Raw genomic sequence first — 21,712 nt, 5'->3', positions numbered from 1 at the left:
ATCTCGTGCGTGTGAAACGGCCCTCCGGACCGTGGGAGCGAAGAAGAGCGCTGTGGACGCAAAAAACCCCCACCTCCGGCTCAGCGGTTGCGCTGCGGTACCACCTCCACCTTCAGCACGTAGCGCGCCTGCATGTCCGAGGAGAACTCGATGAGGTGGTCCCCCACCCCGGTGAGGTCCGCCTCGCGCGTGAGCTCGCCCTGCTTCTCCATCAGCTCCAGCGCCGTGCGCCCGCTGAGGGACTGGCGGATGCGCGAGCGGCAGCCCTCCTCGTGGAAGGTGACGGCCGTCTCCTCGCCCGCGGCGACGGCGTCCTCGAGGAAGAAGTGCACCCGGACGGTGGAGGCCTCCGGCACCTGGACGATGAAGCGGCCCTGGCCCGGGAAGCGGCCCTCGGCGTAGCTCTCCGGCCCGAGGATGCAGCCGGCCATGGAGCCGCACACGGGCCACGCGGCATCGCACGTGTCCTCGACGCGGCCGCCGATGAAGTCGGCGCGCGAGCCTCCACAGCCCAGTCCCAGCACCGCGGCCAGCACCCCTGCGCTAAAACGCGTCATCATCCGCACCTCACCCGAGGAGGAACCGTCCATGCGTCTGCGTCCCCTGTGGCTGTCCATCATCGTCATCGCCCTGGCCGCTTGTGGAAATGAAGGGCCGTCCGAGCAGCCCGAACTCTACGTGGACCGGGGCGCCCTCAGCTTCGGGCAGGAGTTCGGCACCGGCGCGTACGTGAATCAGGAGATTACGGAGTCCCTCTACATCGAGAACCGGGGCCTCCAGACGCTCGAAATCTCCGGGGTGACGAAGTCGGGCGCGGCCCAGTTCACCGTCACCCTGCCCGAGCCGCTCACGAAGGGCGAGACGGTGAAGCTGGAGTACGGCAAGCGCACCTTCGTGCAGGTGGCCTTCAAGCCCACCGAGGCGAAGAAGTACGAGGGCACGCTGCTCATCCAGTCCAACGCCGTCAATGAACCGCAGAAGGAGGTTGCCCTCTCGGGGGTCGGCTACAACCGGTGACGGGGACCCTCGGGCGAGGGCCCCCGCCCGGGCTCACGGCTGGCGCGTGAAGGAGCAGCCCGGGCCACCGTCCGGAGCCGGGGCCGGACACGAGGCGGTGCCGCCGTCGAGCCGCGAGTACGTCTGCGGGTAGGCCGTGTGCGCGGTGCGCAGCGTGTAGTCCGCCTGCCCGTAGTCCGTCCGGTCCACGCCTCCCACGGCCACCGTGAGGGTGCCGCCCCGGAGGAAGCGCGGCTCGAGGCAGGAGCAGGCATAGGGCTGCACCGTCACCCGGGTGGACGTGGGCCCGCGCTCCAGCGCGTACAGGGGCTGGAGGTTGCTCAGGCTGCCCGCGGGTGAGTGCCAGGCGCGCAGCGGGTCGCCCCGGTAGGCGAGCGTCAGTGGCAGCCCCGCGCTGCCCGTGGACACCGGCGTGCAGACGCCCGCGTCCGTCCGGTCCCCATCGCAGAAGGTCAGGTCCAGAGAGAGCCCGTACGGCGTGCCTCCATCGGAGAGGTTGTTCACCTCCCACTGCAGCTCCCAGGTGCGGTCCGCGGACGGGGGCAGTTGGAAGACGAAGGTGTCCACGTCGGTGGGCACGGCGTCGTAGTCCCCGGGGCCGCGCACGCCCTGCCCCTTCGTTGGCTCATTTCCGACGAGCCGGCCCAGGCCGTAGGAGATGGAGCCGCGTACCTCGTAGGCGTCCCCGATGGGCGGCGCGGGGAAGCCGGCGGCGGCGTCATCGCTGGCCAGGAGCTTCGACGGCACCGTCTCCGTGGTGCCGCTGCCCTTGCGCGTGGTCTCGTCCGCGTCGTTCAGCCACTCCACCTCCAGGGCATAGCCCTTGTCATCCGCCCAGTCCGTGCCGTCGTCCTGGACGAGGAAATAGTAGCGCGCGGCGGTGGCGTGCGGCGGCACGGGGAGGACACCCTCGAAGTTGCGCAGGTGGGCGAAGAGCTCGGACTCCTCGCGCGAGGAGCGCACGCACAGCGGGGTGCTGTTGTTGCACCAGCCATTCACCAGGGGCGTCACCGCCGGGTCCGAGCCATACCCGTTGCCCTTGGGGCACACGTCCGCCTTGCCCACGCAGTCGGCGGCCGAGAAGCCCGGCACCTCGGTGAAGACGCGCACCAGCCGGTCCGGCAGTCCGGGCAGCGGAGGGAAGCGGCCCCCGGTGGCCTGCGGCACCAGCCGGTAGTGCAGCAGGGTGTGCGCGGTGTACGCGGGGACGTCCACCGCGTACCAGTCCTTGTCCGGCACCGAGCCCAGGACTCCCGAGAAGGAGAGCTTCGCCGACGGCGGGCCTGCGCTGAAGGCCAGCACCGTGGCGCGCGACAGGTCGTCGTTGTCGCTGGAGACGTCGTGGGGGTCGCTCTCGTCCAGCACCTTCACGTCCACAGTGTATTTCAGGCGCGGGTCCCCAGGCTGGGGCTCGCTGGAGGTGCCACTGTTCCAGGCCTGCACCAGCACCTGCCACTTCCCCGCTGCCTTCACCCGGCGCGCGGTGGCCAGGTCCGCGGCCAGCACGTTGGTGCGCACGCGGCCCTCCACCTCGGTGTTTCCGTCCGGGCGCAGCAGCTTGTACGAGAGGAGGTAGGCGGGCGGCGACTGCGGCGAGAGGCTCGGCGCCGTCACGTGCACGTAGGCGAGCTTCCCAGCCGGCACGTCGAAGGCGAAGCGGTCCACGTCTCCCGCGGTGGCCAGGTACCCCGAGGCACTGCCCACCAGCACGCCGCCCTGGTTCGTCAGCGCCACCGGCGTGGCCGAGGCCGCCGTGTCATTGGGCTCGTTCGTGTCCGGGTTCTCCAGCACCTCCACGGTGAGCGAGTACGGGTTGCGCGCGTCGAAGCCGGGGCGGCTGGGGTTGGAGGGCTCGTCGCCGAGCAGCAGCAGCAGCTTCGCCCCCTGGTCGGCGCCGGAGAGGGGGAGGAGGAACTCGACGGGCCTGGGCAGCCCCTGGCCGTGCACGTCCACCTTGCGCGGGGCCAGCGCGGAGCCGTCCTGGCGCAGGAGGCTGACGGACAGGTTCACCGCCGTAATGGGCGCGAGGTAGACGGCGGTGACACGCAGCAGCGAGCGGCTCCCCGGCGTCGCGGGCAGTTGCACGCTGTACCAGTCGGTGTCGCCGCCGAAGGAGAGGTAGCGGTCCTCCAGGGGCTGGCCGAGCGTGAGCTGGCACGCGGACGAACTCAGCGCCTCTTGCTGGGAGTTGCAGAGGTCGGCCACCTCCTGCTCGCCCGCGTCCGGGGTGTCCTCCGGCTTCGAGGGACAGGCGGTGAGCACGAGCAGCACGAGCGGCAGCAGTCGGACGGAGGTGGGCATGTCGGCAGGGGGGTGACGCCGCCCCGGGGCTCAGGGCGTGGGGGAAACGGGGCGGGCGGGGCAGCCGTCGAGGAAGTCCTCGGGGGACACGTGGATGACGCCGTCCACGGGGGACTTGATGCCGCCGAGCGGGTAGCGCGCGCCGCGGAAGCGGAAGTGGCGCACCAGCGTGCGCGCGGTGGGGTCGTCCGCGGGCACCATGGCGGCGGAGAGGTAGAGGTCGTTGTAGCCCGCGCCGGCCACCACGGTGCCGGCATCGTCCGTGTCGCCCTGGGTAGGGGCCAGCAGCACGTTGTCCACGCGGAAGTCGAAGCACTGGCGGCCCTGCTCATCCGGCGGCCCGGCGGCCTTCATGGAATAGCGGTAGCCATCCGTGGACAGGTTCGCCGTGTCCACCTCGCCCGGGCGCGTGTGCATGCGCAGCTCGGCGCGGCTCGTCACCCCGTCACTGTCCGGGTCCTGCTCCAGGTCGATGCTCGCGCCCTGCGTGCCCCCGAGCCACTCCACCCCATCCGGCACGCCGTCGCGGTCGCTGTCCACGCGCTCGGAGTTGGTGCCGATGAATTGCTCGTCGCAGTCCAGCAGCCCGTCGCAGTCCGAGTCCACGCCGCGCAGCGCCTGCGGGCAGCCCGGGTCCAGGCCGCCTCCGTCCGTCCGCGCGTAGCCGAGCGGATTGAAGTCCACGCCCAGCTCCTTGTAGTGGACCTCCACCCCGTCGCTGAAGCCGTCCCCGTCCGTGTCCGCCTTCGCCGGGTCGGTGCGCAGCTCGGCCTCGCGCGCGTCGGTGAGGCCGTCGCCGTCCGTGTCCGCCTCGTCGAGGGGACTGCCCGGGGGCGCGGAGAAGTTCGAGGCCACCAGCTCCTTGAGCACGAAGGAGCGCCGCACCTGGCCGAAGCGGAAGTCCAGGAAGTTGATGGGCTCGTTGTTGCGGAAGTCGCGGAAGTTGCCACCGCCCAGCTCCGCCATCTTCTCCAGCCGCTCGGCGTTCTGGTTGATGAGGAGCATGGGGCAGCCACCGTCGCCCTCGAGGTCGCACACCGTGCTCACCGGCTGCGTGGGCAGGAAGACGTGCACCGTGTTGAGGCGCACGTCCTCGACCAGGTCTCTCAGCTGGCGGATGCGCACCACGGCGTCTCCGCGCAGCAGCTCGTCGTCCTGGTCCGTGGTGGGCTTGCCGTCCGAGAGGAAGATGACGGAGTAGCGCGCCTGGGCGAGCGCCTGCGCGCCCTCGGCCGTCAACCGGCTCTGGGAGATGTCGCGGTTGATGAGCGCGTAGATTTCGGCGAGCGGCTTCACGAAGTCGGTGGCGTCGCGGTTGGGCGAGGTGTCCGGGTTGCGGAAGGTGAGCAGCCGCTCGACGAGGTTGAGCCGCCGGTTGCTGTCCAGGCTGGCCACCTTGACGAAGCCATCCACCAGGTCCGGCGCCGTGCCGGACTGGGTGAGGTAGGCGGGGGTGCTGCCGGCGAACACCAGCACGGCGAGCTCCACCTCGTCGTCATTGGGCAGGCTGTCGATGAGCTGCACCAGCGCGGTGGCCCGGGTGCCATCCGGGTCGCTCACGTTCATGGACTGGCTGGCATCCAGCGCGACGACGAGCTTGATGGGACGCCGCACCTGATTGCTGCCCAGGGTGCACACCCGCCCCTCGAGCGCCACGGCGCGGTCCTCCGGCACCGCCGGGTCCCTCCGCCCGTCGTAGAGGTACGAGTCCGTGCACGCCATCACCGCCACGAGCGCGCCCAGCGCCAGGGCCACCGCCAGGGCCGCGCGCCTCACGGGTGCACTCCCACGCAGCGGCCGCGGTACTCACTGTCCTCGTTGAGGAGGTCCGGTCTCACGAAGTTGCCATCCTCCAGCGTCAGCTCGGGGCCGAGCGGCACGCGCACGCTCGGCGGCGCGTACTGGGCCCAGGCGCACGCCGCCTGCCACACGCCGTAGTCGGTGGCCACGCCGCTCTCGGGCGCCTCGGCGAACCACACCTTGAAGAGGTTGAAGCCCTGCTGCACCCCCGCGCGCGGCGGCGGCGTGACGAGCTGCAGGTTGGAGATGGAGAAGTCGTAGCAGACGCTGCCGTTGGTCTGCACCTCGGCCTTCACCTCGTACTGGTAGCCGAAGCGCTCGTGGAAGGCCGCGTCCCTGCGCGTGGGGTTGCTGCCCGCGCGCAGCTCCTGCTCGTCGGGGAGCCCGTCCCCGTCCGTGTCGATGCCCGACACATTGGGGGTGAGGGGATCCAAGCCATAGCGGGCCTCGAGCCTGTCGGGAATCCCGTCCCCGTCGCTGTCGACAATCCCCGAGTGCGTGTGCAGGTAGTCCTCGGCGAACTGCGACAGCCCATCCCCGTCCGTGTCCCGGCACACGCACGAGGGCGTCAGCGGCGACTTCGGATCGCACCCGCGCGTGTCCTTGGAATTGGCCGCCACGAAGCCCTGGTCCTCGTGCAGGGACTCGAAGCCGTCGCTGAAGCAGTCGCCGTCGCTGTCCTCGGTGAACGTGTTGGTGCCGAGGGAGAAGCCGTTGTCCAGCGCGTCCGGCACGCCGTCGCCGTCGCTGTCCACCTCGCGCCCCGCGTCTCCCGGCAGCGAGGTGAGCGACTCCACCATCAGCGTCTTCAGCACGTTGCGCGAGGCGAAGGACGAGTAGTCCAGCGCGCCCAGGCCAATGTCGGAGATTTCGGCGAAGTTGTTGAACTCCTGGTACACGCCGCCGCCCAGCTCCGCGAAGCGCTTGAGCAGCCAGGAGGAAATCTTCTTGGCCTCGGCCGGGTAGCGGTCCGGCGTCACGCCCGGGTAGGTGCCGTAGAGGTCCTGGCAGATGGGGCCGCAGGCGCGCACCGCCTCCTCGTTGAAGAGGAGCACCGTGTGCATCCGGAGGTCGCCCACGTTGTTCTGCTGCTTGAGGTCCATCAACTGCCGCACATAGCTGAAGAGCTGGTAGTTCTGGTTGCGGTCCGTGCCGGAGATGTAGCCGGTGATGGCGTCCGGGTCGTTCGGGTCCATCAGGTTGCAGAACTCGACGGCGCTCGAGGAGTCCGCCCACGTGAGGTCCGGCTGGTCCGGCGAGGCGTACTGGGAGAGGTCGTCATTGGCCGAGCAGCGCGGGTAGGGCGTGCCGTCGGTGAGGAAGACGACGACGTAGCGGGTGCGTGGCAGCTCGGCCGGGCGCGCCTTGGCCACGTCTGAGATGTCGCCGGAGATGATTTTGTACGCCTCGGCGAGCGCGCCCTGGTAGTCGGTGCCCTTGCCCAGCTGGCTCTGCAGCCCGGTGATGTACGTGTCGATGCCGGAGGCGGTGGTGGGCCGGGCGAAGCGGTTGCCCGTGCTGCCGGGCCACGGGTTGCGGATGTTCGTCTCGAAGGGGACGATGGACACCTGCACGTTGGGCTGGGCGCGGAACTGCTTCACCAGCCGCTCGAGGGCGCGCACGCGCGCGGGCTGGGTGACGCCCGGCGGGACGATGGCCTTCACCTCGGCGCGCTCGCAGAAGCCCGTGCCCTCCTGCGAGCCCGGCGGGTCCGACACGCACATGCTGCCCGACTGGTCGATGACGATGACCACCTTCACCGGGAAGCCGGACGGGTCGGGCGTATTGGTGCACACCCGCCCCTTGAGGGTGAGCCGGTCATCCAGGTTCGTCTGCTCCCGGGCGAGCGGCTCGACGAGCGTATCGGTGCAGCCCGCGAGGATGGCCACGAGGCCCGCCACGAGCAGCGTCTGGGGTTTCAGGCGGCGCATGCGGTGCGGACCTCGTGGGGACTGCGGGTGTCAGGAGCGCGAGCGGCGGCGCAGCAGGGCGGCCAGGGCGGCGCCGAGCGCGGCGAGCCCTCCCCCGGTGGCGGGGAACGTGGAGCAGTTCCAGCCGCTGAGGCTCTCGTTGGCCACCTGGAGGGCCAGCTGCGAGGTGGACTCGCGCTGGCCGGGGTACGCGCGGTCATCGAAGGCCAGCTTCGCATGGAGCTGGAGGACGTACTCCCCATCCTCGTCGGCGGTGAAGGAAGGCACGTTGCCGTCCACATAGGCGTACTCCCAATGGCGGCTCATCGTCGCCGCGCCCTGGGGGTTCTCCACCACGGCCTTGGAGCCGGTGGGACGGCGCGTCACGGTCCAAGTGTACTCGATGGCCACGCCGTTGCGGTTGGCGAACAGGGGCAGGCGCGCCTTCTCGCCCTTCTTCAGCGCCAGCGTGCCACCGCCGTGCACGGCGAAGGGGCCCTTGGGGTCCAGGCAGTCGTCGGCCCGGTTCGGATCGATGACGACGCAGTAGCGCGCATCGCACGCGTCGCCCACGTGGTCCCCGTCGTCATCCGCCTGGTCCGCGTTGGGCTTGTCCGGGCAGTTGTCCGCGCCATTGAGGAGGCTGTCGCCGTCCTTGTCCAGGTCGCACGCGTCACCCACGCCGTCCCCGTCCGTGTCGTGCTGGTCCGCGCTGGCCAGGTCCGGGCAGTTGTCGAAGGAGTCCAGGATGTTGTCGTGGTCGCGGTCCACGTTGCACAGGCTGGTGTCCTTGGGCATCACCTGGTCCGCGTTGGCCACGCGCGGGCAGTTGTCGTCGCCGTCCAGGCGGCCGTCGCCGTCGTCGTCGTCGTCGCAGACGTCGCCCTTCTTGTCCCCGTCCAGGTCCTCCTGGCCCTTGTTGGGCACTCGAGGGCAGTTGTCGGCGGTGTTCACCTGGCCGTCGTTGTCCTGGTCGTCGTCGCAGTCGTCGCCGAGGCCGTCCCCGTCCGCGTCCTTCTGCTGGAGGTTGCCGAGCGTGGGGCAGTTGTCGCAGGTGTTGCCCACCTGATCGCCATCGTCGTCCTCCTGGAAGCGGTTGGAGACGAAGGGGCAGTTGTCGTGGTCGTCCGACTTGCCGTCCCCGTCCCCGTCGTCCGTGTAGGAGAGCGTCTTGCCGTCGTCCGTGTAGGCCACCCAGACGGAGCAGCCACAGCCGCACCCGCAGCCACCGCCCTCCTCCTTGGGACGGCCGCACTGGTCGCCCAGGCACTCGGGGTTGTCCGCGCCATTGGTCTGCGCCAGGGCGACACCCGGCAGCAGGAAGAGCACCCCGAGGGCCAGGGCGGAAGCGATGCGCGAGAGTTTCATGGTGACTCCTTTCAGCGCCGGGCCACTAGCAAGAGGCGAACCGTGGACCAAGGCCGCAGAAGGGCTGGAGTTTCGCGGGGTTGGACTCGTGACAGCGGGGAGTGGACGGCGGGTGTGGAGCGCTCCCCCCAGCGCGCCTGAGGGGTGGAGCCCACAGGTGGGGGCTCAAGTCCCCAGGAGGAAGTCATCGGGGGTGAAGGAGCGGGTGCCCGAGGGCTCGCGGCCCCCGTCCTCGGTATAGCGCAGGGATTCGATTCGCAGCGCGCCGATGCCCGAGCCGCGCGGCGCGTTGTCCCGGCCCACCTGCAGGTAGAGGTAGATGTCGTTGGTGCCGGCGCGAATGCGGCGGCCGGGGAAGACGGGGTGGGGGCGCTCGAGCGTGGGCACGAGGGTGATGTTCTCCGCGCGCACGGCGTAGCAGGCGCGGCCATCGTCGGTGGGCGTGGAGTCGGTGACGGAGTAGCCGTAGCCGCGCTCGGTCTGGAAGGCGAGGTCCGCGCTGAGCGGGTCCGAGTGCGCCAGGGCCTCGTTGATGTTGGAGACGCCGTCGCGGTCGCTGTCGAGCAGGTCCTCGGGGACGAGCGGGTTGGTGCTGGAGAGGGCCTCGACGAGGTCCGGCAGGCCATCGCCATCCGAGTCCCCCATGCACGGGTCGGTGCCGAGCACGCGCTCCTCGCAGGTGTTGAGCCGGTCACCGTCCTCGTCGAGGGCCGGGTTGCAGCCGGGGATGAGGTCCACGTGTCCGGGCCGCGGGTCGAGTCCCATGCGCACCTCGATGCCGTCCATGAGGCCGTCCTGGTCGGTGTCGGGGAGGGTGGGGTCCAGGCCGCGCGCGACTTCGTCCACGTCGGCGAGGCCATCGCCATCGCTGTCGGCGAGGAACTGGCCGGCGCGCACCACCACGTTGCGGTTGAAGGCGATGAAGCGCTTGAGGCCGAGGTGCTGGCTCTGCACGGAGGTGTAGTCGAGGCCGCCGAGCGCGTTGGGCAGGCTGACGAAGTCCGTCGTCACGGCGCGGGTGCCCCCGGCGTTGGCGATGGCGGCCACCTGGGCGGCGGTGGTGGCATCCGCGGTGTTGCGCACGTAGACGGGCAGCACGGACACCTCGCCGGCGCCGAACTGCTCGACGAGCGCCTTGAGCTCGCCGGTGACGGCCGCCAGCTCGCAGCGGCTGCAGGCGGCGGAGTCCGTGAGGAGCGTGCAGCGCGAGTCGAGGCCCGCGTTGAAGGCGGGGTTCTCGCAGCTGAGGTCGGCGCTCGTCAGCACGAGGACGACGAGGTAGCGGGTGCGGGCCACCTCGCCCGGGCAGCCCGTCTGCATGTCGCCGGAGAGGAGGCTCTTGGCGAGCTTGAGTGCCGAGCGCACGCTGGTGGGCCCCGACTCCTGGTAGGTGGCGTAGCGGGGGATGGCGGCCTGGAGGGCGGTGGCGTTGTCGAAGCGGCCGAGGAGGCCGGTGGCCACGGTGTGGAAGGCCACGAGGCTGAAGCGGGTGTTGGGCACCGAGAAGCGGCTGGCGAGCGAGTCGAGCGCGCCCGTGACGGAGCCCGCCATGTCGGAGGGGAGGCCGGCGCCGCCCTGCACGGCGAAGAGGACCTTCACGGGGAAGGCGTCGCCCCCGGCGAGCGGCACGCAGACATCGCCCGAGAAGTCGGCGCGGTCCTTGCCGCTGGGGCCCCGGCCATCGAGCGAGTAGAGGCCCGCGTCGGAGCACGACAGCAGCAGCACCGGCACCAGGAGGAGACAGGCCAAAGGCGGGAGGGCACGCATCGGGAGGATTGTAGAGCCCGGCGAGCGTGGTGGGTGCAAGGGCCGAGTGGCCGCGGGGTGCATACTGGCGGGCCATGAACCGGGTGCTGCGGGTGGCCGTGCTGGTGGCGCTGAGCCTCGTGCTCGGAGGGAGCCGGTGCGGAGAGGACGAGGCCGTGCCGCTCGAGGTGCTGCGCGGAGACGTGGCGCCGCCCTTCGACTACGGCGTGTATTGCGACGCCCAGGGGCGGCTGACGGGAAGGTATTCGGACGTGCTGCTGGTGCACCGCTCCGAGCACCTGGAGCGGGTGTACGCGGACGCGCGGCGAGGGGACGCCCGGGCGCGAGCGCTCTTCGGCCAGTTGGAGGCGCAGGTGGAGGCCAGTGGGCACGCGCTGGCGGACCAGGCGCTGGGGATGGTGTGTGGCGCCCTGCCCGCGTGCACGGTGCGCTGGCGGTTCCTCGACGAGCTGATGCCCTCACGCGGCGCGGGGGGCCTGCGGCTGCGGCAGGTGCTCGCGACGAGCTTCGAGCGGACGGCCCGGTACAAGGGCGTGCAGAACGCCGTCATCACCGCCGTGCTGAGCGTGCTGCTGGCGGGCACGGTGCTGGAGGTGGCGGAGGGGCGAGCGGCGCTGGCGGAGGCGCGGACGCTGGCGGAGGAAACCGCGCTGGAGACGCGGCTGGTGGAGGGCCTGGCGCGGGAAGAGGCGGCGGCGCTGCGGGCGAGCCTGACGGAAGCCGAGGCGCTGGAGTCAGGTGCGCGCCACCCGGCGAAGCTGGAGGTGCTCGCCCGCTATCGGCCCTCGGTGCAGGAGCCGCCGCGGGGAGTGGCCGCCGGGGACGGCCGGTGGATGGACTACGTGGCGTATTGGGAGCGGCGTTACGAGGAGCTCGCGGGCACCCGGCCGCGGCCCCCCGGCGCGCTCCCAGCGAAGCCACCGCTGGCGTGGGAGGGATACAAGAGCCTGCTCGGGCGCTTCCAACAAGCGATGGAGTTCCAGCGCGACGTGGCGCGGGTGCTCCAGCAGGAGGCGCGGCTCGCGAAGACGGAGCGGCACTGGCTGCGAGGACTGGAGGAGCCGCTCGTGACGGAGAACGTGGGGCTGGGGCACGAGGGCACTGTCATCCCCACCTACGTGGACCAGCTCGTCGTGGACGAGGCCTCCCTGCGCCCGGGCCGGACGCCCACCGTCCACTCCTTCAGCAACAAGCAACGGGACTTCAGCTCCATGAGCGTGGATGAAGCTCTCAAACAACTCGAGGCCGACGCACAGGAGGCATTGACGAAGTACGGGGGCTCGGTGGAGATACGCAGACCCGGCCATCCCCTCTTCGGACGCAAGGTCACCGTCTCCCGCGTCCACCTCGTCTACGATGACACGGGGATGTCTACCAAGCTCAAGACGCAGCTCGAGGCCCGGGCCACTCGCTCCAACGTCGAGCTCCACTTCCATGCACCGTGATGAATGGAACAAGCAGGACGAATTCACCCTGGAGCTCTACTCCCCCGCCAATCTCCTGGACCGGGGCCGGGAGGGCGTGGATGCAGTGCTGGATTTCATCGAGTCCATCGATGCGGAACTGCGGCCACAAACGATCTATCTCTCGCGCAAACGGAAGTATTCGCGCCAGCTCGTACACGAGCAGCTTGACGAATGCAGGGTGGGGGCCAACATCTCCTTCATTCTCGGGCGTTCTCAGCCGGTGGATGAGAGCCTGTTGATCGACCTCATCGAACCGGGGAACGAGGACACGCGCTTCGCCCTCGACCTGACGCTCCGCCCTTTCGCCTCTGTCCGCGAGACAGGCCGAACCGAGGAGCACACCCACCGCCTCCTGTCCCTGGTGCGCACCTTCGCCCAGCGCTTCCCCATCTCGTATGGGCTGGCGCATAGCCGCACGGACTTCTACCTGAGCAGCGATCCCCACCGGACAAATCCTTTCAGCCCCAAGCGCGTCTACGAAGCGTACTGGCTCAACGTGTACGGCCCGCAACTGGTGGAGGAGCTCGGTCGCCAGCGTCTGCTGTCCACTCCCGCGGCCCATATGGAGGAACTGCCCGGCGGCGCCGTGCTGTGGCTCACCCGCCCCACTCCCGCCGACTTCGACTCCGAGGAGGCCCGACTCGCTCAGGCCCGAGCCCTGGTGCACCTGCGGCCCGAATTGAAGCTGGAGGAAACACTCTCCACCCTGCGCCAACGCTCCCTCGCCTTCACACCCCTTCCCGTCCAGTTCGACGAGGACGTGGCCGACATTCTCTGGCGGAAGGTGGAGCACGAGGGGCTGATGACCCAGCGCGAGAACGTGGAGCGCTTCAACGCCTACCACCCGCCCCCCGTCTCCGAGTGGCTTCCCGCCGCCCAGGCTCCCACGCCCGACGTCGCGGACGTACAGCAGGCCATCGACCTCTACGAGGGCCAGTACGCCGAGCAGCTCATCGCCCTGCTCGCCAAGAAGGTCCCCGCCGTCCTGGACGGCACCGTGGACGCACTGCCCCAGGTGGACTACCACCTGTGGCACAAGGGCTGGGCACGCCGGCTGCCGGACGAGGAGAAGGAAATCCTCGGCGCTGCCCTCGGGGCGTGGCTGGGCATGTTCCTCGTGCACACGCTCGGGGGCCGCTGGGTGCCGCGCCGCGCGCTGGACGAGGCCGCGGTGGTGGTGGGCGACAGGGCCTGGCTCCCCTTCCTGCGCGCCCGCCATTCCCTCCAGGGCCGTGAGGCTCCGCTCGACTTCTCCTGCACCCAACTGTTCCGCCTCGCGCAGCGGCTCGCCCGCGCCCCCTCGCGCTGAACGGCGCCCCTTCCCCGCCCCGGCCCCGCCGTGGGAAGACAGTCCCCGCCGGGCGGACCCCCGGCGCAGGGGGCAAGCATGTCACACAGCCAGGGGCTCGGCGCCGAGGCGCGCCGGTTGGCCGAGGACGAGCGTCGCTCGCACAACTGGAAGCGCTGGGGGCCGTACCTCTCCGAGCGCCAGTGGGGCACCGTGCGCGAGGACTACTCGCCCGAGGGCACCAGCTGGACGGACTTCCCCCACGAGCACGCGCGCAGCCGCGCCTACCGCTGGGGCGAGGACGGGCTGCTCGGCATCACCGACCGCGAGTGCCGGCTGTGCTTCTCGGTGGCCCTGTGGAACGAGAAGGACGCCTTCCTCAAGGAGCGCCTCTTCGGCCTCGCGGGGCCGCAGGGCAACCACGGCGAGGACGTGAAGGAGGAGTACTTCTACCTCGACTCCACGCCGACGCACTCCTACCTCAAGGCGCTCTACAAGTACCCCCAGGCGGCCTTCCCCTACGAGCGGCTCGTCGAGGAGAACCAGCGCCGGGGCCGCGACGTGCCCGAGTTCGAGCTGGCCGACACGGGCGTCTTCGCCGGGCGGCGCTACTTCGACGTCCAGGCCGAGTACGCCAAGGCGGGGCCGGACGACATCCTCATCCGCCTCACGCTGAGCAACCCGGGGCCCGAGCCGGCGCGGCTCCACGTGCTGCCGACGCTCTGGTTCCGCAACACCTGGGCCTGGGGCCGCACGGGCGAGGGTTACTGGCCCCGGCCGGACCTGGCGGCCTCGGGAGAGGACACCGTCGTCGCCGAGCACGCCACGCTCGGGCGCTTCCAGCTGCACGCCCAGGCCCCCGAGGGCGGCCCCGCGCCCCGGCTGCTCTTCACGGAGAACGAGACGAACCGCGAGCGGCTGTACGGCGTGCCCAACACGCTGCCGCACGTGAAGGACGCCTTCCACGACGCCGTGGTCCACGGACGCTCCGAGGCCATCAACCCCGCGCGCACGGGCACCAAGGCCGCCTTCCACTACGTGCTGGAGCTTCCCCCGGGGGGCAGCGTGCTGTTGCAGCTGCGGCTCGTGGGCGGGCAGCAGGCACTCGCGCCCCCCTTCGGCGAGGCCTTCGACTCCCTCTTCGAGCAGCGCATCGCCGAGGCCGACGCGTTCTACGCCACCCGTCTGCCGCACACGCTGCCCGAGGAGGAGCGGCGGGTGGCCCGGCAGGCGTACGCGGGGCTGCTGTGGTCCAAGCAATTCTACCACTACGCGGTGAAGCCCTGGCTCGAGGGAGACCCGGCCCAACCGGCGCCGCCGCCCTCGCGCCGCCAGGGGCGCAACCGGGACTGGGGCCACCTCTACAACCGGGACGTCCTCTCCGTGCCGGACAAGTGGGAGTACCCCTGGTACGCGGCGTGGGACCTGGCCTTCCACATGATTCCCTTCGCGCGGGTGGACCCGGGCTTCGCCAAGGAGCAGCTCGTCCTCTTCTTGCGCGAGTGGTTCATGCACCCCAACGGGCAGCTGCCCGCGTACGAGTTCGAGCTCTCGGACGTGAATCCGCCCGTGCACGCCTGGGCCTGCTGGCGCGTGTACAAGATGACGGCGGTGAAGGGGAAGCGCGACAGGCTCTTCCTGGCGCGCACCTTCCAGAAGCTGCTGCTCAACTTCACCTGGTGGGTGAACCGCAAGGACGTGGAGGGGCGCAACCTCTTCGCCGGAGGCTTCCTCGGGCTGGACAACATCGGCGTCTTCGACCGCTCCAAGCCCCTGCCCACCGGCGGGCACCTGGACCAGGCGGACGGCACGGCGTGGATGGCCTTCTACTGCACCACGCTGCTGGCCATGGCGCTGGAGCTGGCGCAGGAGGACCCGGCCTATGAGGACCTCGCCTCCAAGTTCTTCGAGCACTTCGTGTCCATTGTCGACGCGATGAACAACCTGGGCGGCACGGGCCTGTGGGACGAAGAGGACGGCTTCTACTACGACCAGCTCAAGCTGGAGGGAGGGGGGGCCATTCCGCTCCGGGTGCGCTCCATGGTGGGGCTGGTGCCGCTGTTCGCCGCCGAGGTGCTCGAGGACCGGCTCATCGAGCGCCTCCCCGGCTTCGCCCGGCGGCTGCGCTGGTTCCTGGAGAACCGCGCGGACCTGGCCCAGAACACCTCCTACCTGTCCAGGCCGCACGCCCCGGGGGGCCTGCGGGGCCACCGGCTGCTGGCCATTCCCTCGCGCGAGCGGCTGGAGCGGGTGCTGCGCCGGGTGTTGGACCCCAACGAATTCCTCTCCGAGTACGGGGTGCGCTCACTGTCGCGGGTGCACGCGGATGCGCCCTTCGTCTTCCGGGCGGGGAGCGAGGAGTACCGGGTGGCCTACGTGCCCGGCGAGTCGGACAGCGGCATGTTCGGCGGCAACTCCAACTGGCGCGGCCCGGTGTGGTTCCCCCTCAACTACCTGCTCATCGAGGCCCTGGAGCGCTACCACCACTTCTACGGGGAGAGCTTCCAGGTGGAGTGCCCCACGGGCTCGGGGCAGCGGATGACGCTGGCGGGGGTGGCGCGGGAGCTGTCGGCGAGGCTGTGCCGGCTCTTCCTCCCGGACGCCACGGGCCGCCGCCCCTGCCACGGGGAGGACCGGCGCTACAGCGAGGACCCGGACTGGCGCGAGCTGGTCCTCTTCCATGAGTACTTCCACGGGGAAACGGGGCGTGGGTTGGGAGCTACCCACCAGACGGGGTGGACGGCCCTGGTGGTTCAGAGTCTCGCGGATGCCCACAAGTCCATCCGGTGAGGGTATGGTGCGCGGCGAACCCCGCTCACCCTGTCTACCCTGGCCCTCCGCATGTACCTGCGCAGCCTCACGCTCCAGAATCTCAAGCTCCTGCGGGATGTCGCCATCTCCTTCACACGCCCGGACGGGGAAATCCGGCCATGGACCGTCTTCGTGGGGGAGAACGGGCTGTGCAAGACGGCCATCCTCCAGGCGATTGCCCTCGCGGCGAGCGGCTCCTCACTGGGTAGCGAGCTGGCGGACGTCACCGCCCTGCCGGACCGGCGCCAGCCCTCCACCGAGCTGATGCTCATTGGCGCCGAGTTCACCTTCGGCACCGAGGGCCACCGGGCGCGCAGCTACCCGGGCCTGGAGCGCAAGCACTCGCTGCCGCCCTTCGTGCGCAGCTCCATCGCGGCGAAGAACACCTGGCGGGAGCTGGTGGGCAGCTCGCGCTACGTGGGCGTCGAGCACACGCAGGTGTTCGATCCCATCCGCGAGTCGCGGCGCACGCAGCTGCCGGGGTGGTTCGTGGCGGGCTACGGCACGGCGCGCTCGCTGCCGCGGCCCAACGCGATTCAAGGCGAGGGCCTGGCGGACCCCATCAAACAGCGGCTGGCGAACCTCTTCGACCAGGGGAGCCTCATCGCCACGGGCTTCGCGGACGTCTTCGAGCCGGCGCAGGCCAAGGCCTACACGCGGGTGCTCAAGCAGGTGCTGGTGGCGGGCAAGCTGTTGCCGGGGCTGGTGGACCTGGAGCTGCAGAGCCACGGCTTCGTGCGCACGCGGCAGGACTTGCTGGAGGCGCACCGCTTCGAGCTCGAGCAGGGCGGCAAGCGCATCCAGATTCCGGGCACGTGGCTGTCGCACGGGTACCAGGGGGCCATCGCGTGGCTGGCGGACCTGGTGGGCCACTTCCTGCTCGAGGCGGGCCGGGCGGTGCCTCCGGAGAAGATGGAGGGGCTGGTGCTGGTGGACGAGCTGGACCTGCACCTGCACCCGCGCTGGCAGGCGACGCTGGTGCCGGCGCTCAAGGCCGTCTTCCCGCGGCTGCAGTTCGTGGCCACGACGCACTCGGCGATGCTGCTGCCGGGCCTGGACCAGGACGAGGTGCTGGTGCTGCGCCTGGACGAGGACGGCAACGTCTACGTGGCGCCCGCGCCCGCGTCGCCCTCGTGGCTGACGGGCAGCGAGCTCTTCGACGCGTTCTTCGATCGCAAGGGCAAGCCCGCCAAGGGCTCGGCGCCTCGCGGCAAGCAGCCCGCGGCGAAGAAGCCGCCGGCCCGGAAGAAGACGGCGGCCCGGACGAAGCGGAAGTAGGCCGCGGGCTCAGCGCTTGAGGAGCACCTGACCGCCGTAGTAGGGCGAAGGGCCATGACCACGGAACAGTCCCCGGTGCTCGAGTTTCCAGCATGGCTCCACGGCACCACCGCCACCGTCCTCCGCAAGGTAGAAGCCGAGGGGAAGTGGTGGGCCCGGGAGTACCTCGCGACCGGTGCCTTTCCCCTGCCCCGGCGGATGCGCCAGGTGCAGCCCGGTGAGGTGGTGGTGATGCACTCGGGGGCCGATTTCCACACGCTGGGCCCCCGCTGGCAGATGCACGTATTCGCCGAGGTCTTCCTGGCCTTGTGTGAGGGCGTTCCAAAAGGGGAGTACCCGCGCACAAGAGAAGCTTTCGAATCCTTCTGCCTGAGCACGCCTTGGGGCGTGCTCGACCAGGCCGTGTATCCGCCGCCGCCGCATGGCGCCGAGCACATGGCGAACCGGCTCACCTCGCTGCTGCGCTTCTGGGAGGTGCTCCAGGTCCCTCGCTACGTGTTCTGGAGGTTCGATGACAACTACACGCTGGAACAGCTCGTGGACACCGTCTGGCGCATGACCCTGGAGGCCTGGTGCCCCGGAGGCCCCGCCTCGGTCCGCGAGCACCTGGCGCTGACGGTGGAGCGCATGGCTCGCGCGACCCGGGAGGAGTGTCTGGAGGCCTTGCTCCGGGTGATGCCCGCCATCGCGGAGGAGGACACTGACTTGAAACACGACAAGGAGCTCCGTGACCCGGGTTTCCTGCGCGAGCACCTCTCCGCGCTTCCCCCGAAGAAATTCGAGGAGATCTCCAGCGCCTACGTCTACGCGGTGAGCGGACAGTTGTGGGACTGGCACAGGGAGTTGGGACGGCGTGAGCCGCCCAGGGGATGAAGGCATGAAAGAGATTGGAACCAGGACGAGGAGCACCTGGTGGCTGGCGGGTTTTCTCCTGGTGCTCGTGGCGGCTCTCGGCGCCCAGGCGGAACCGCCCTCCTCCAGGCTTGCTGGCCGCAAACCGGACTCCCGGGAGCCATGGGGCTTTTTTCTTGGCAAGGCCGCACATACAGCCATTGGCATCGAGTACCGCGTGCGACATAAATCAAGCCGGACCATGAGGAGTCGCGCGACCAAGGCAGAGAACAGGCGGGGCGCTACCTGGCGGCCCTCAATGCCGCCGTCGACCCGGACAAGAAGCTCGTGGGAGGCACCGGCTACGGGGGGTCCCTCTTCCTCGAGTTCGAGAACGGAGGTGCACTGTGGCGGTTGTCCTGGCGCACACCCGAGCCTGGAGTGACGCTGTACCGCTGGAGCTACCGGCGCAAGAAGCCCCATGCATCCTGGAAGGAACGTGCAGCCCAGAAGGAAGAAGAGCTGCCCTGGGAAGAAATAGAGCAGCACGGGGAGTTGGCCGAGCAGGCCATTCAGGCCGCCTATGACAAGGGCGAGCGCCCCGCGGGCTTCCAGGGCCAAGTCTATCTGCCTGGGGATTGCGGTTGAGCGCCCGGAGTGGGTGCCTTCGCTCGCATCCCCGGGAGTAGAGCATCCCTCGGGAGGAGCGGTGTAGCCGGCCTCTCCGTGGCCCCCGGGTAGAGGCGAGCGGCCGCGCCTGGATAGGATTCGAGCCATGGACCGTAGAGATTTCCTTCGCACCGGCCTCGCGCTCGGCGGTGCCACGCTCGCCACCACCACGGGCTGTGCCACGGCCGATGCCGCCGCCACCCCCTCCCCTGCTCCCCAGGCCACCGCGACGCCCCCGGCCCCCGGCTCGTGGGAGGCGTTTCGCGCCGGGTTCGAGCTGGACCACGACGACATCCACCTGAGCCACTTCCTGCTCGCGCCCCATCACCGCTCGGTGCGCGAGGCCATCGAGCTGTACCGCGAGGCGCTCGACGTCAATCCCGTGAGGGCGCTCAAGCAGTACTCCTCCGCGGCCGAGGCCGAGGTCTCCCGCGCCGCCGCCGCCTACCTCGGCGTGAAGCCCGAGGAGCTGGCGCTCACCGACAGCACCACCATGGGCCTGGGGCTCGTCTACTCGGGGCTGCGGCTGCGCGAGGGCGAGGAAATCCTCACCAGCACCCAGGAGCACTACTCGACGGACCAATCGCTGACGCTGCGAGCCGAGCGCACGGGCGCGAGCGTGAGGCGCGTGTCCTTCTACACGGACCCCGAGAGGCTCACCGAGGAAGCGGCGGTGCAGGGAATGCTGCAAGCGCTCACGCCCAGGACGCGCTACGTCGCGGTGACGTGGGTGTACTCGGTGTCGGGGGTGAAGTACCCCGTGCGGGCGCTGGCGGATGCGCTGGCGAAGGTGAACGCGGGCCGGAGCGAGGACGAGCGCATCCTGCTGTGCGTGGACGGGGTGCACGGGCTGGGCGCCGAGGCGGAGACGATTCCGCAGCTGGGCTGTGACTTCTTCATCTCGGGCTGCCACAAGTGGATGTTCGGCCCGCGCGGCACGGGCTTCATCTGGGGCAAGCCGTCGGCCTGGCAGCGGCTGGTGCCCACCATTCCCACGTTCTACTCGCCCGCGGTGCGCGTCTGGGCGAAGGACGACCCACCGGGCGCGCTGCCGCCGGGGCCGTTGGTGACGCCTGGAGGCTTCCACTCCTTCGAGCACCGCTGGGCGCTGAACAAGGCCTTCGAGCTGCACCAGCGGCTGGGGCGCGAGCGGGTGACGGCACGGGTGCACGAGCTCAACCGGCACCTCAAGGAGGAGCTGGGGAAGATGCCGCACGTGCGGGTGCGCACGCCGATGAGCGATTCACTCTCGGCGGGCATCACCTGCTTCGAGGTGCCCGCGCTCAAGCCCTCGGAGGTGGTCAAGCGGCTGGAGGAGAAGCGCATCATCACCACGGTGTCGCACTACGTGACGCGCTACGTGCGCGCCGCGCCCGGCCTGCTCAACTCCCCCGAGGACGTCGAGGCCCTGCTGCGCGAGGTCCGCGCGATGGCGTGAGCACGCTCGCCGGCATGCTCATCCTGCTGGCCGAGGACCTGGAGCAGGGGCGGGTGCGCCTGGGCGGTGGAGATCTGGTACTGATCGCCGCGGTGGGCGCCAACGTGCATGACGGAGCCCAGCTCGTCCGGTTGTAACGAGGGCTCGAATCCGCGCGGAAACGCGCCAGGGAGAGGAACGGAATGCGCCAATCGATGAAGTGGGCCTGGTTGTTCCTGGGCATCGCGCTCGCGGTGGGCCCGGCGGACCGAGCCGTGGCCGCCGAGCCGATGCCGCCGCACCAGTCCTTCACCCTCGAGTCCGCGAAGCTGAAGGAGACCCGGCGCATCAACGTCTACACGCCCCCGGGCTACGACGCGGCGGGAGGCACGCGCTACCCGGTGCTGTACATGCCCGATGGCGGCGAGCAGGAGGACTTCCCGCACATCACCACCACCGTGGACACGGCGATCCGCGCCGGCGAGCTGCGACCGCTGATCGTGGTCGGCATCGAGAACACCGAGCGGCGGCGCGACCTGACGGGCCCCACCGAGGTGGCCGAGGACCGCAAGGTGGCCCCGCGCGTGGGGGGCTCGGCGGCGTTCCGCGACTTCCTCCGGGAGGAGCTGATGCCACGGGTGCGCCGCCAGTATCGCGTGACGAAGGAGACGGCCATCATCGGCGAGTCGCTCGCCGGCCTGTTCATCGTCGAGACGTTCTTCCTGGAGCCGAAGCTGTTCGACACGTCCATCGCGTTGAGCCCGAGCCTGTGGTGGAACGGCGGGGAGCTGGTGCGCAAGGCCGGCGAGCGCCTGAAGGCCCGGCCCGGGCTGCGCAACACGCTGTACCTGTCGTCGGCCAACGAAGAGGAGATCGCCTCCGCGGCCGAGCGCCTGGCGGAAGTGCTGCGCACGAGCGCACCGGCCGGGCTGAAGTGGCAGTACGAGCCCCGGCCGGACCTGCGTCACGACAACATCTACCGCACGGTGTCGCCCCAGGTGTTGCGTAAGGGGTTCCCGCCGGAGACGCCGCACCGCGCGCCGTAGGCCGCTGCCCGAACCCGTCCCCTGAAAAACCCGTACAATCGGAGAGACAGGACTCGCCTTGCCGCCACGGCTGCAAGACAATGGGGCCCCCCATGTCTCACTCCGACTCGACAGGTAGCGCGGCGCCGCTCGGCAAGAAATTGCTCGCCGAGCACTTCCGGGCGGATGCCATTGCCCGCGAAGCCACGGTGGCCCGGTTCATGAGCCGGGTGTCCAGCCTCTTCATCGTCTCCACGCTGGGGTTGACCCCCCTCATCGGCTGGCCTCGCGCCCTGTCCGTGGCGAGCCTGTGTGCCTTCTACGCCGTCTACTACGGGGTGCTGTCCCGGAGGCTGCGGCGAGGCTGGTTCCACCCCGCCATCTACTGGGTGAACGTCGGCCTGGAGACCACCACCGGAGCGTTCCTCTTCGTCTGCGACTCCCTCTTCGGGACCCCCGAGCAGGCGCTGGGCAACCCCATGGCCGTGCTGTGGACCGCGGCCATCGTGTTCGCGGCGCTGAGGGGCAAGCGCAGCCTGGCCCTCTTCGCCGGTGGCCTCGTGGCCGCGCAGACGGTGCTGCTCTACTTCCTGCTGGCCTGGCCCCGGCTGGCCGAGCCCGTTCCGCTGATGTACTCGCCGCCGATGGTGCTCCTGCGGGCCGCCTACTACGTCGTCATCGGTTGGCTGGCGGCGCTCGTGGCCGGCTACCTCACGCAACGGGCCGAGAAGGCGCTGCACGCCGTGCGGGAGAAGGAGCTGGTG

15 protein-coding genes and 2 pseudogenes are annotated in these 21,712 nt (G+C 70.2%); 11 read left to right on the top strand and 6 right to left on the bottom strand.

The genetic code is table 11. The features are described from left to right. Window positions 1-80: 80 nt before the first annotated feature. On the bottom strand, window positions 81-590 hold the full coding sequence (locus ACJ8AN_RS38940; protein WP_407760687.1) for a hypothetical protein: 510 nt from the start codon (window positions 588-590) through the stop codon (window positions 81-83). On the opposite strand from ACJ8AN_RS38940, the gene ACJ8AN_RS38935 reads away from it, so the two are divergent. Continuing rightward, window positions 589-1,017: a hypothetical protein gene (locus ACJ8AN_RS38935; RefSeq protein ID WP_407760686.1), complete on the top strand. Its 429-nt coding sequence runs from the start codon at window positions 589-591 to the stop codon at window positions 1,015-1,017. The genes ACJ8AN_RS38940 and ACJ8AN_RS38935 overlap by 2 nt on opposite strands. A gap of 33 nt (window positions 1,018-1,050) precedes the next feature. Here the strand turns inward: ACJ8AN_RS38935 and ACJ8AN_RS38930 are convergent, their stop codons facing one another. From ACJ8AN_RS38930 to ACJ8AN_RS38910, 5 genes are all read right to left on the bottom strand, one after another. Beyond that, window positions 1,051-3,318 carry a cell-cell cohesion protein MtsF gene (locus ACJ8AN_RS38930; protein ID WP_407760685.1) on the bottom strand — a complete coding sequence of 756 codons (2,268 nt, stop codon included), beginning with the start codon at window positions 3,316-3,318 and terminating at the stop codon, window positions 1,051-1,053. Window positions 3,319-3,348: 30 nt separating this feature from the next. Beyond that, window positions 3,349-5,040, bottom strand: a complete 1,692-nt coding sequence (locus ACJ8AN_RS38925) for a VWA domain-containing protein (protein WP_407760693.1) — start codon at window positions 5,038-5,040, stop codon at window positions 3,349-3,351. Between the two features lie 50 nt (window positions 5,041-5,090). Continuing rightward, window positions 5,091-7,049: a cell-cell cohesion protein MtsD gene (gene mtsD / locus ACJ8AN_RS38920; protein ID WP_407760684.1), complete on the bottom strand. Its 1,959-nt coding sequence runs from the start codon at window positions 7,047-7,049 to the stop codon at window positions 5,091-5,093. A 30-nt stretch (window positions 7,050-7,079) separates the two neighbouring features. Beyond that, window positions 7,080-8,396 (bottom strand): cell-cell cohesion MYXO-CTERM protein MtsC, encoded by a 1,317-nt coding sequence (gene mtsC, locus ACJ8AN_RS38915; RefSeq protein ID WP_407760683.1) that lies wholly within the window; start codon window positions 8,394-8,396, stop codon window positions 7,080-7,082. A gap of 165 nt (window positions 8,397-8,561) precedes the next feature. Then, entirely contained in the window at window positions 8,562-10,145 is a 1,584-nt protein-coding gene (locus ACJ8AN_RS38910; protein ID WP_407760682.1) for a calcium-binding protein, read from the bottom strand. Between the two features lie 92 nt (window positions 10,146-10,237). On the opposite strand from ACJ8AN_RS38910, the gene ACJ8AN_RS38905 reads away from it, so the two are divergent. The 10 genes and pseudogenes from ACJ8AN_RS38905 to ACJ8AN_RS38860 form a co-directional block, all read left to right on the top strand. After that, the gene (locus ACJ8AN_RS38905; protein WP_407760681.1) at window positions 10,238-11,608 is read left to right on the top strand and encodes a hypothetical protein; all 1,371 of its coding nucleotides are present in this window, start codon (window positions 10,238-10,240) and stop codon (window positions 11,606-11,608) included. Beyond that, a complete protein-coding gene (locus ACJ8AN_RS38900; RefSeq protein ID WP_407760680.1) occupies window positions 11,598-12,938 on the top strand; it encodes a hypothetical protein in 1,341 nt (446 codons plus the stop codon). Before ACJ8AN_RS38905 ends, ACJ8AN_RS38900 begins: the two co-directional genes overlap by 11 nt. A gap of 78 nt (window positions 12,939-13,016) precedes the next feature. Then, window positions 13,017-15,707 carry an MGH1-like glycoside hydrolase domain-containing protein gene (locus ACJ8AN_RS38895; RefSeq protein WP_407760679.1) on the top strand — a complete coding sequence of 897 codons (2,691 nt, stop codon included), beginning with the start codon at window positions 13,017-13,019 and terminating at the stop codon, window positions 15,705-15,707. A gap of 51 nt (window positions 15,708-15,758) precedes the next feature. Beyond that, window positions 15,759-17,006, top strand: a complete 1,248-nt coding sequence (locus ACJ8AN_RS38890; RefSeq protein ID WP_407760678.1) for an AAA family ATPase — start codon at window positions 15,759-15,761, stop codon at window positions 17,004-17,006. A 54-nt stretch (window positions 17,007-17,060) separates the two neighbouring features. Continuing rightward, window positions 17,061-17,879: a hypothetical protein gene (locus ACJ8AN_RS38885; RefSeq protein ID WP_407760677.1), complete on the top strand. Its 819-nt coding sequence runs from the start codon at window positions 17,061-17,063 to the stop codon at window positions 17,877-17,879. A 399-nt stretch (window positions 17,880-18,278) separates the two neighbouring features. Further along, complete coding sequence (locus ACJ8AN_RS38880) at window positions 18,279-18,485, top strand: hypothetical protein (RefSeq protein ID WP_407760676.1); 207 nt, start codon at window positions 18,279-18,281, stop codon at window positions 18,483-18,485. A 127-nt stretch (window positions 18,486-18,612) separates the two neighbouring features. Beyond that, a complete protein-coding gene (locus tag ACJ8AN_RS38875) occupies window positions 18,613-19,944 on the top strand; it encodes an aminotransferase class V-fold PLP-dependent enzyme (protein ID WP_407760675.1) in 1,332 nt (443 codons plus the stop codon). A gap of 2 nt (window positions 19,945-19,946) precedes the next feature. Further along, a pseudogene (locus ACJ8AN_RS38870) lies at window positions 19,947-20,081 on the top strand (3-ketoacyl-ACP synthase); the annotation flags it as partial. Window positions 20,082-20,126: 45 nt separating this feature from the next. Further along, the gene (locus ACJ8AN_RS38865) at window positions 20,127-20,969 is read left to right on the top strand and encodes an alpha/beta hydrolase (protein ID WP_407760674.1); all 843 of its coding nucleotides are present in this window, start codon (window positions 20,127-20,129) and stop codon (window positions 20,967-20,969) included. Between the two features lie 92 nt (window positions 20,970-21,061). Then, window positions 21,062-21,712: pseudogene (locus tag ACJ8AN_RS38860) on the top strand (serine/threonine protein kinase); the annotation flags it as partial.

Origin of the sequence: Archangium sp. (assembly GCF_045802675.1) — a bacterium.
Classification (GTDB): domain Bacteria; phylum Myxococcota; class Myxococcia; order Myxococcales; family Myxococcaceae; genus Archangium.
The sequence above is the reverse complement of the archived record's forward strand: the minus strand, read 5'-3'. Positions and strand labels throughout refer to the sequence as shown.

Excerpts from the sequence above, each read along its gene's own strand:
- ACJ8AN_RS38905 (WP_407760681.1), top strand. The coding sequence starts at position 10,238 with ATGAACCGGGTGCTGCGGGTGGCCGTGCTGGTGGCGCTGAGCCTCGTG.
- ACJ8AN_RS38925 (WP_407760693.1), bottom strand. The coding sequence starts at position 5,040 with ATGGCGTGCACGGACTCGTACCTCTACGACGGGCGGAGGGACCCGGCG.
- ACJ8AN_RS38940 (WP_407760687.1), bottom strand. The coding sequence starts at position 590 with ATGGACGGTTCCTCCTCGGGTGAGGTGCGGATGATGACGCGTTTTAGC.
- ACJ8AN_RS38900 (WP_407760680.1), top strand. The coding sequence starts at position 11,598 with ATGCACCGTGATGAATGGAACAAGCAGGACGAATTCACCCTGGAGCTC.
- mtsC (WP_407760683.1), bottom strand. The coding sequence starts at position 8,396 with ATGAAACTCTCGCGCATCGCTTCCGCCCTGGCCCTCGGGGTGCTCTTC.
- ACJ8AN_RS38895 (WP_407760679.1), top strand. The coding sequence starts at position 13,017 with ATGTCACACAGCCAGGGGCTCGGCGCCGAGGCGCGCCGGTTGGCCGAG.
- ACJ8AN_RS38935 (WP_407760686.1), top strand. The coding sequence starts at position 589 with ATGCGTCTGCGTCCCCTGTGGCTGTCCATCATCGTCATCGCCCTGGCC.
- ACJ8AN_RS38865 (WP_407760674.1), top strand. The coding sequence starts at position 20,127 with ATGCGCCAATCGATGAAGTGGGCCTGGTTGTTCCTGGGCATCGCGCTC.
- ACJ8AN_RS38930 (WP_407760685.1), bottom strand. The coding sequence starts at position 3,318 with ATGCCCACCTCCGTCCGACTGCTGCCGCTCGTGCTGCTCGTGCTCACC.
- ACJ8AN_RS38890 (WP_407760678.1), top strand. The coding sequence starts at position 15,759 with ATGTACCTGCGCAGCCTCACGCTCCAGAATCTCAAGCTCCTGCGGGAT.
- ACJ8AN_RS38885 (WP_407760677.1), top strand. The coding sequence starts at position 17,061 with ATGACCACGGAACAGTCCCCGGTGCTCGAGTTTCCAGCATGGCTCCAC.
- mtsD (WP_407760684.1), bottom strand. The coding sequence starts at position 7,049 with ATGCGCCGCCTGAAACCCCAGACGCTGCTCGTGGCGGGCCTCGTGGCC.
- ACJ8AN_RS38875 (WP_407760675.1), top strand. The coding sequence starts at position 18,613 with ATGGACCGTAGAGATTTCCTTCGCACCGGCCTCGCGCTCGGCGGTGCC.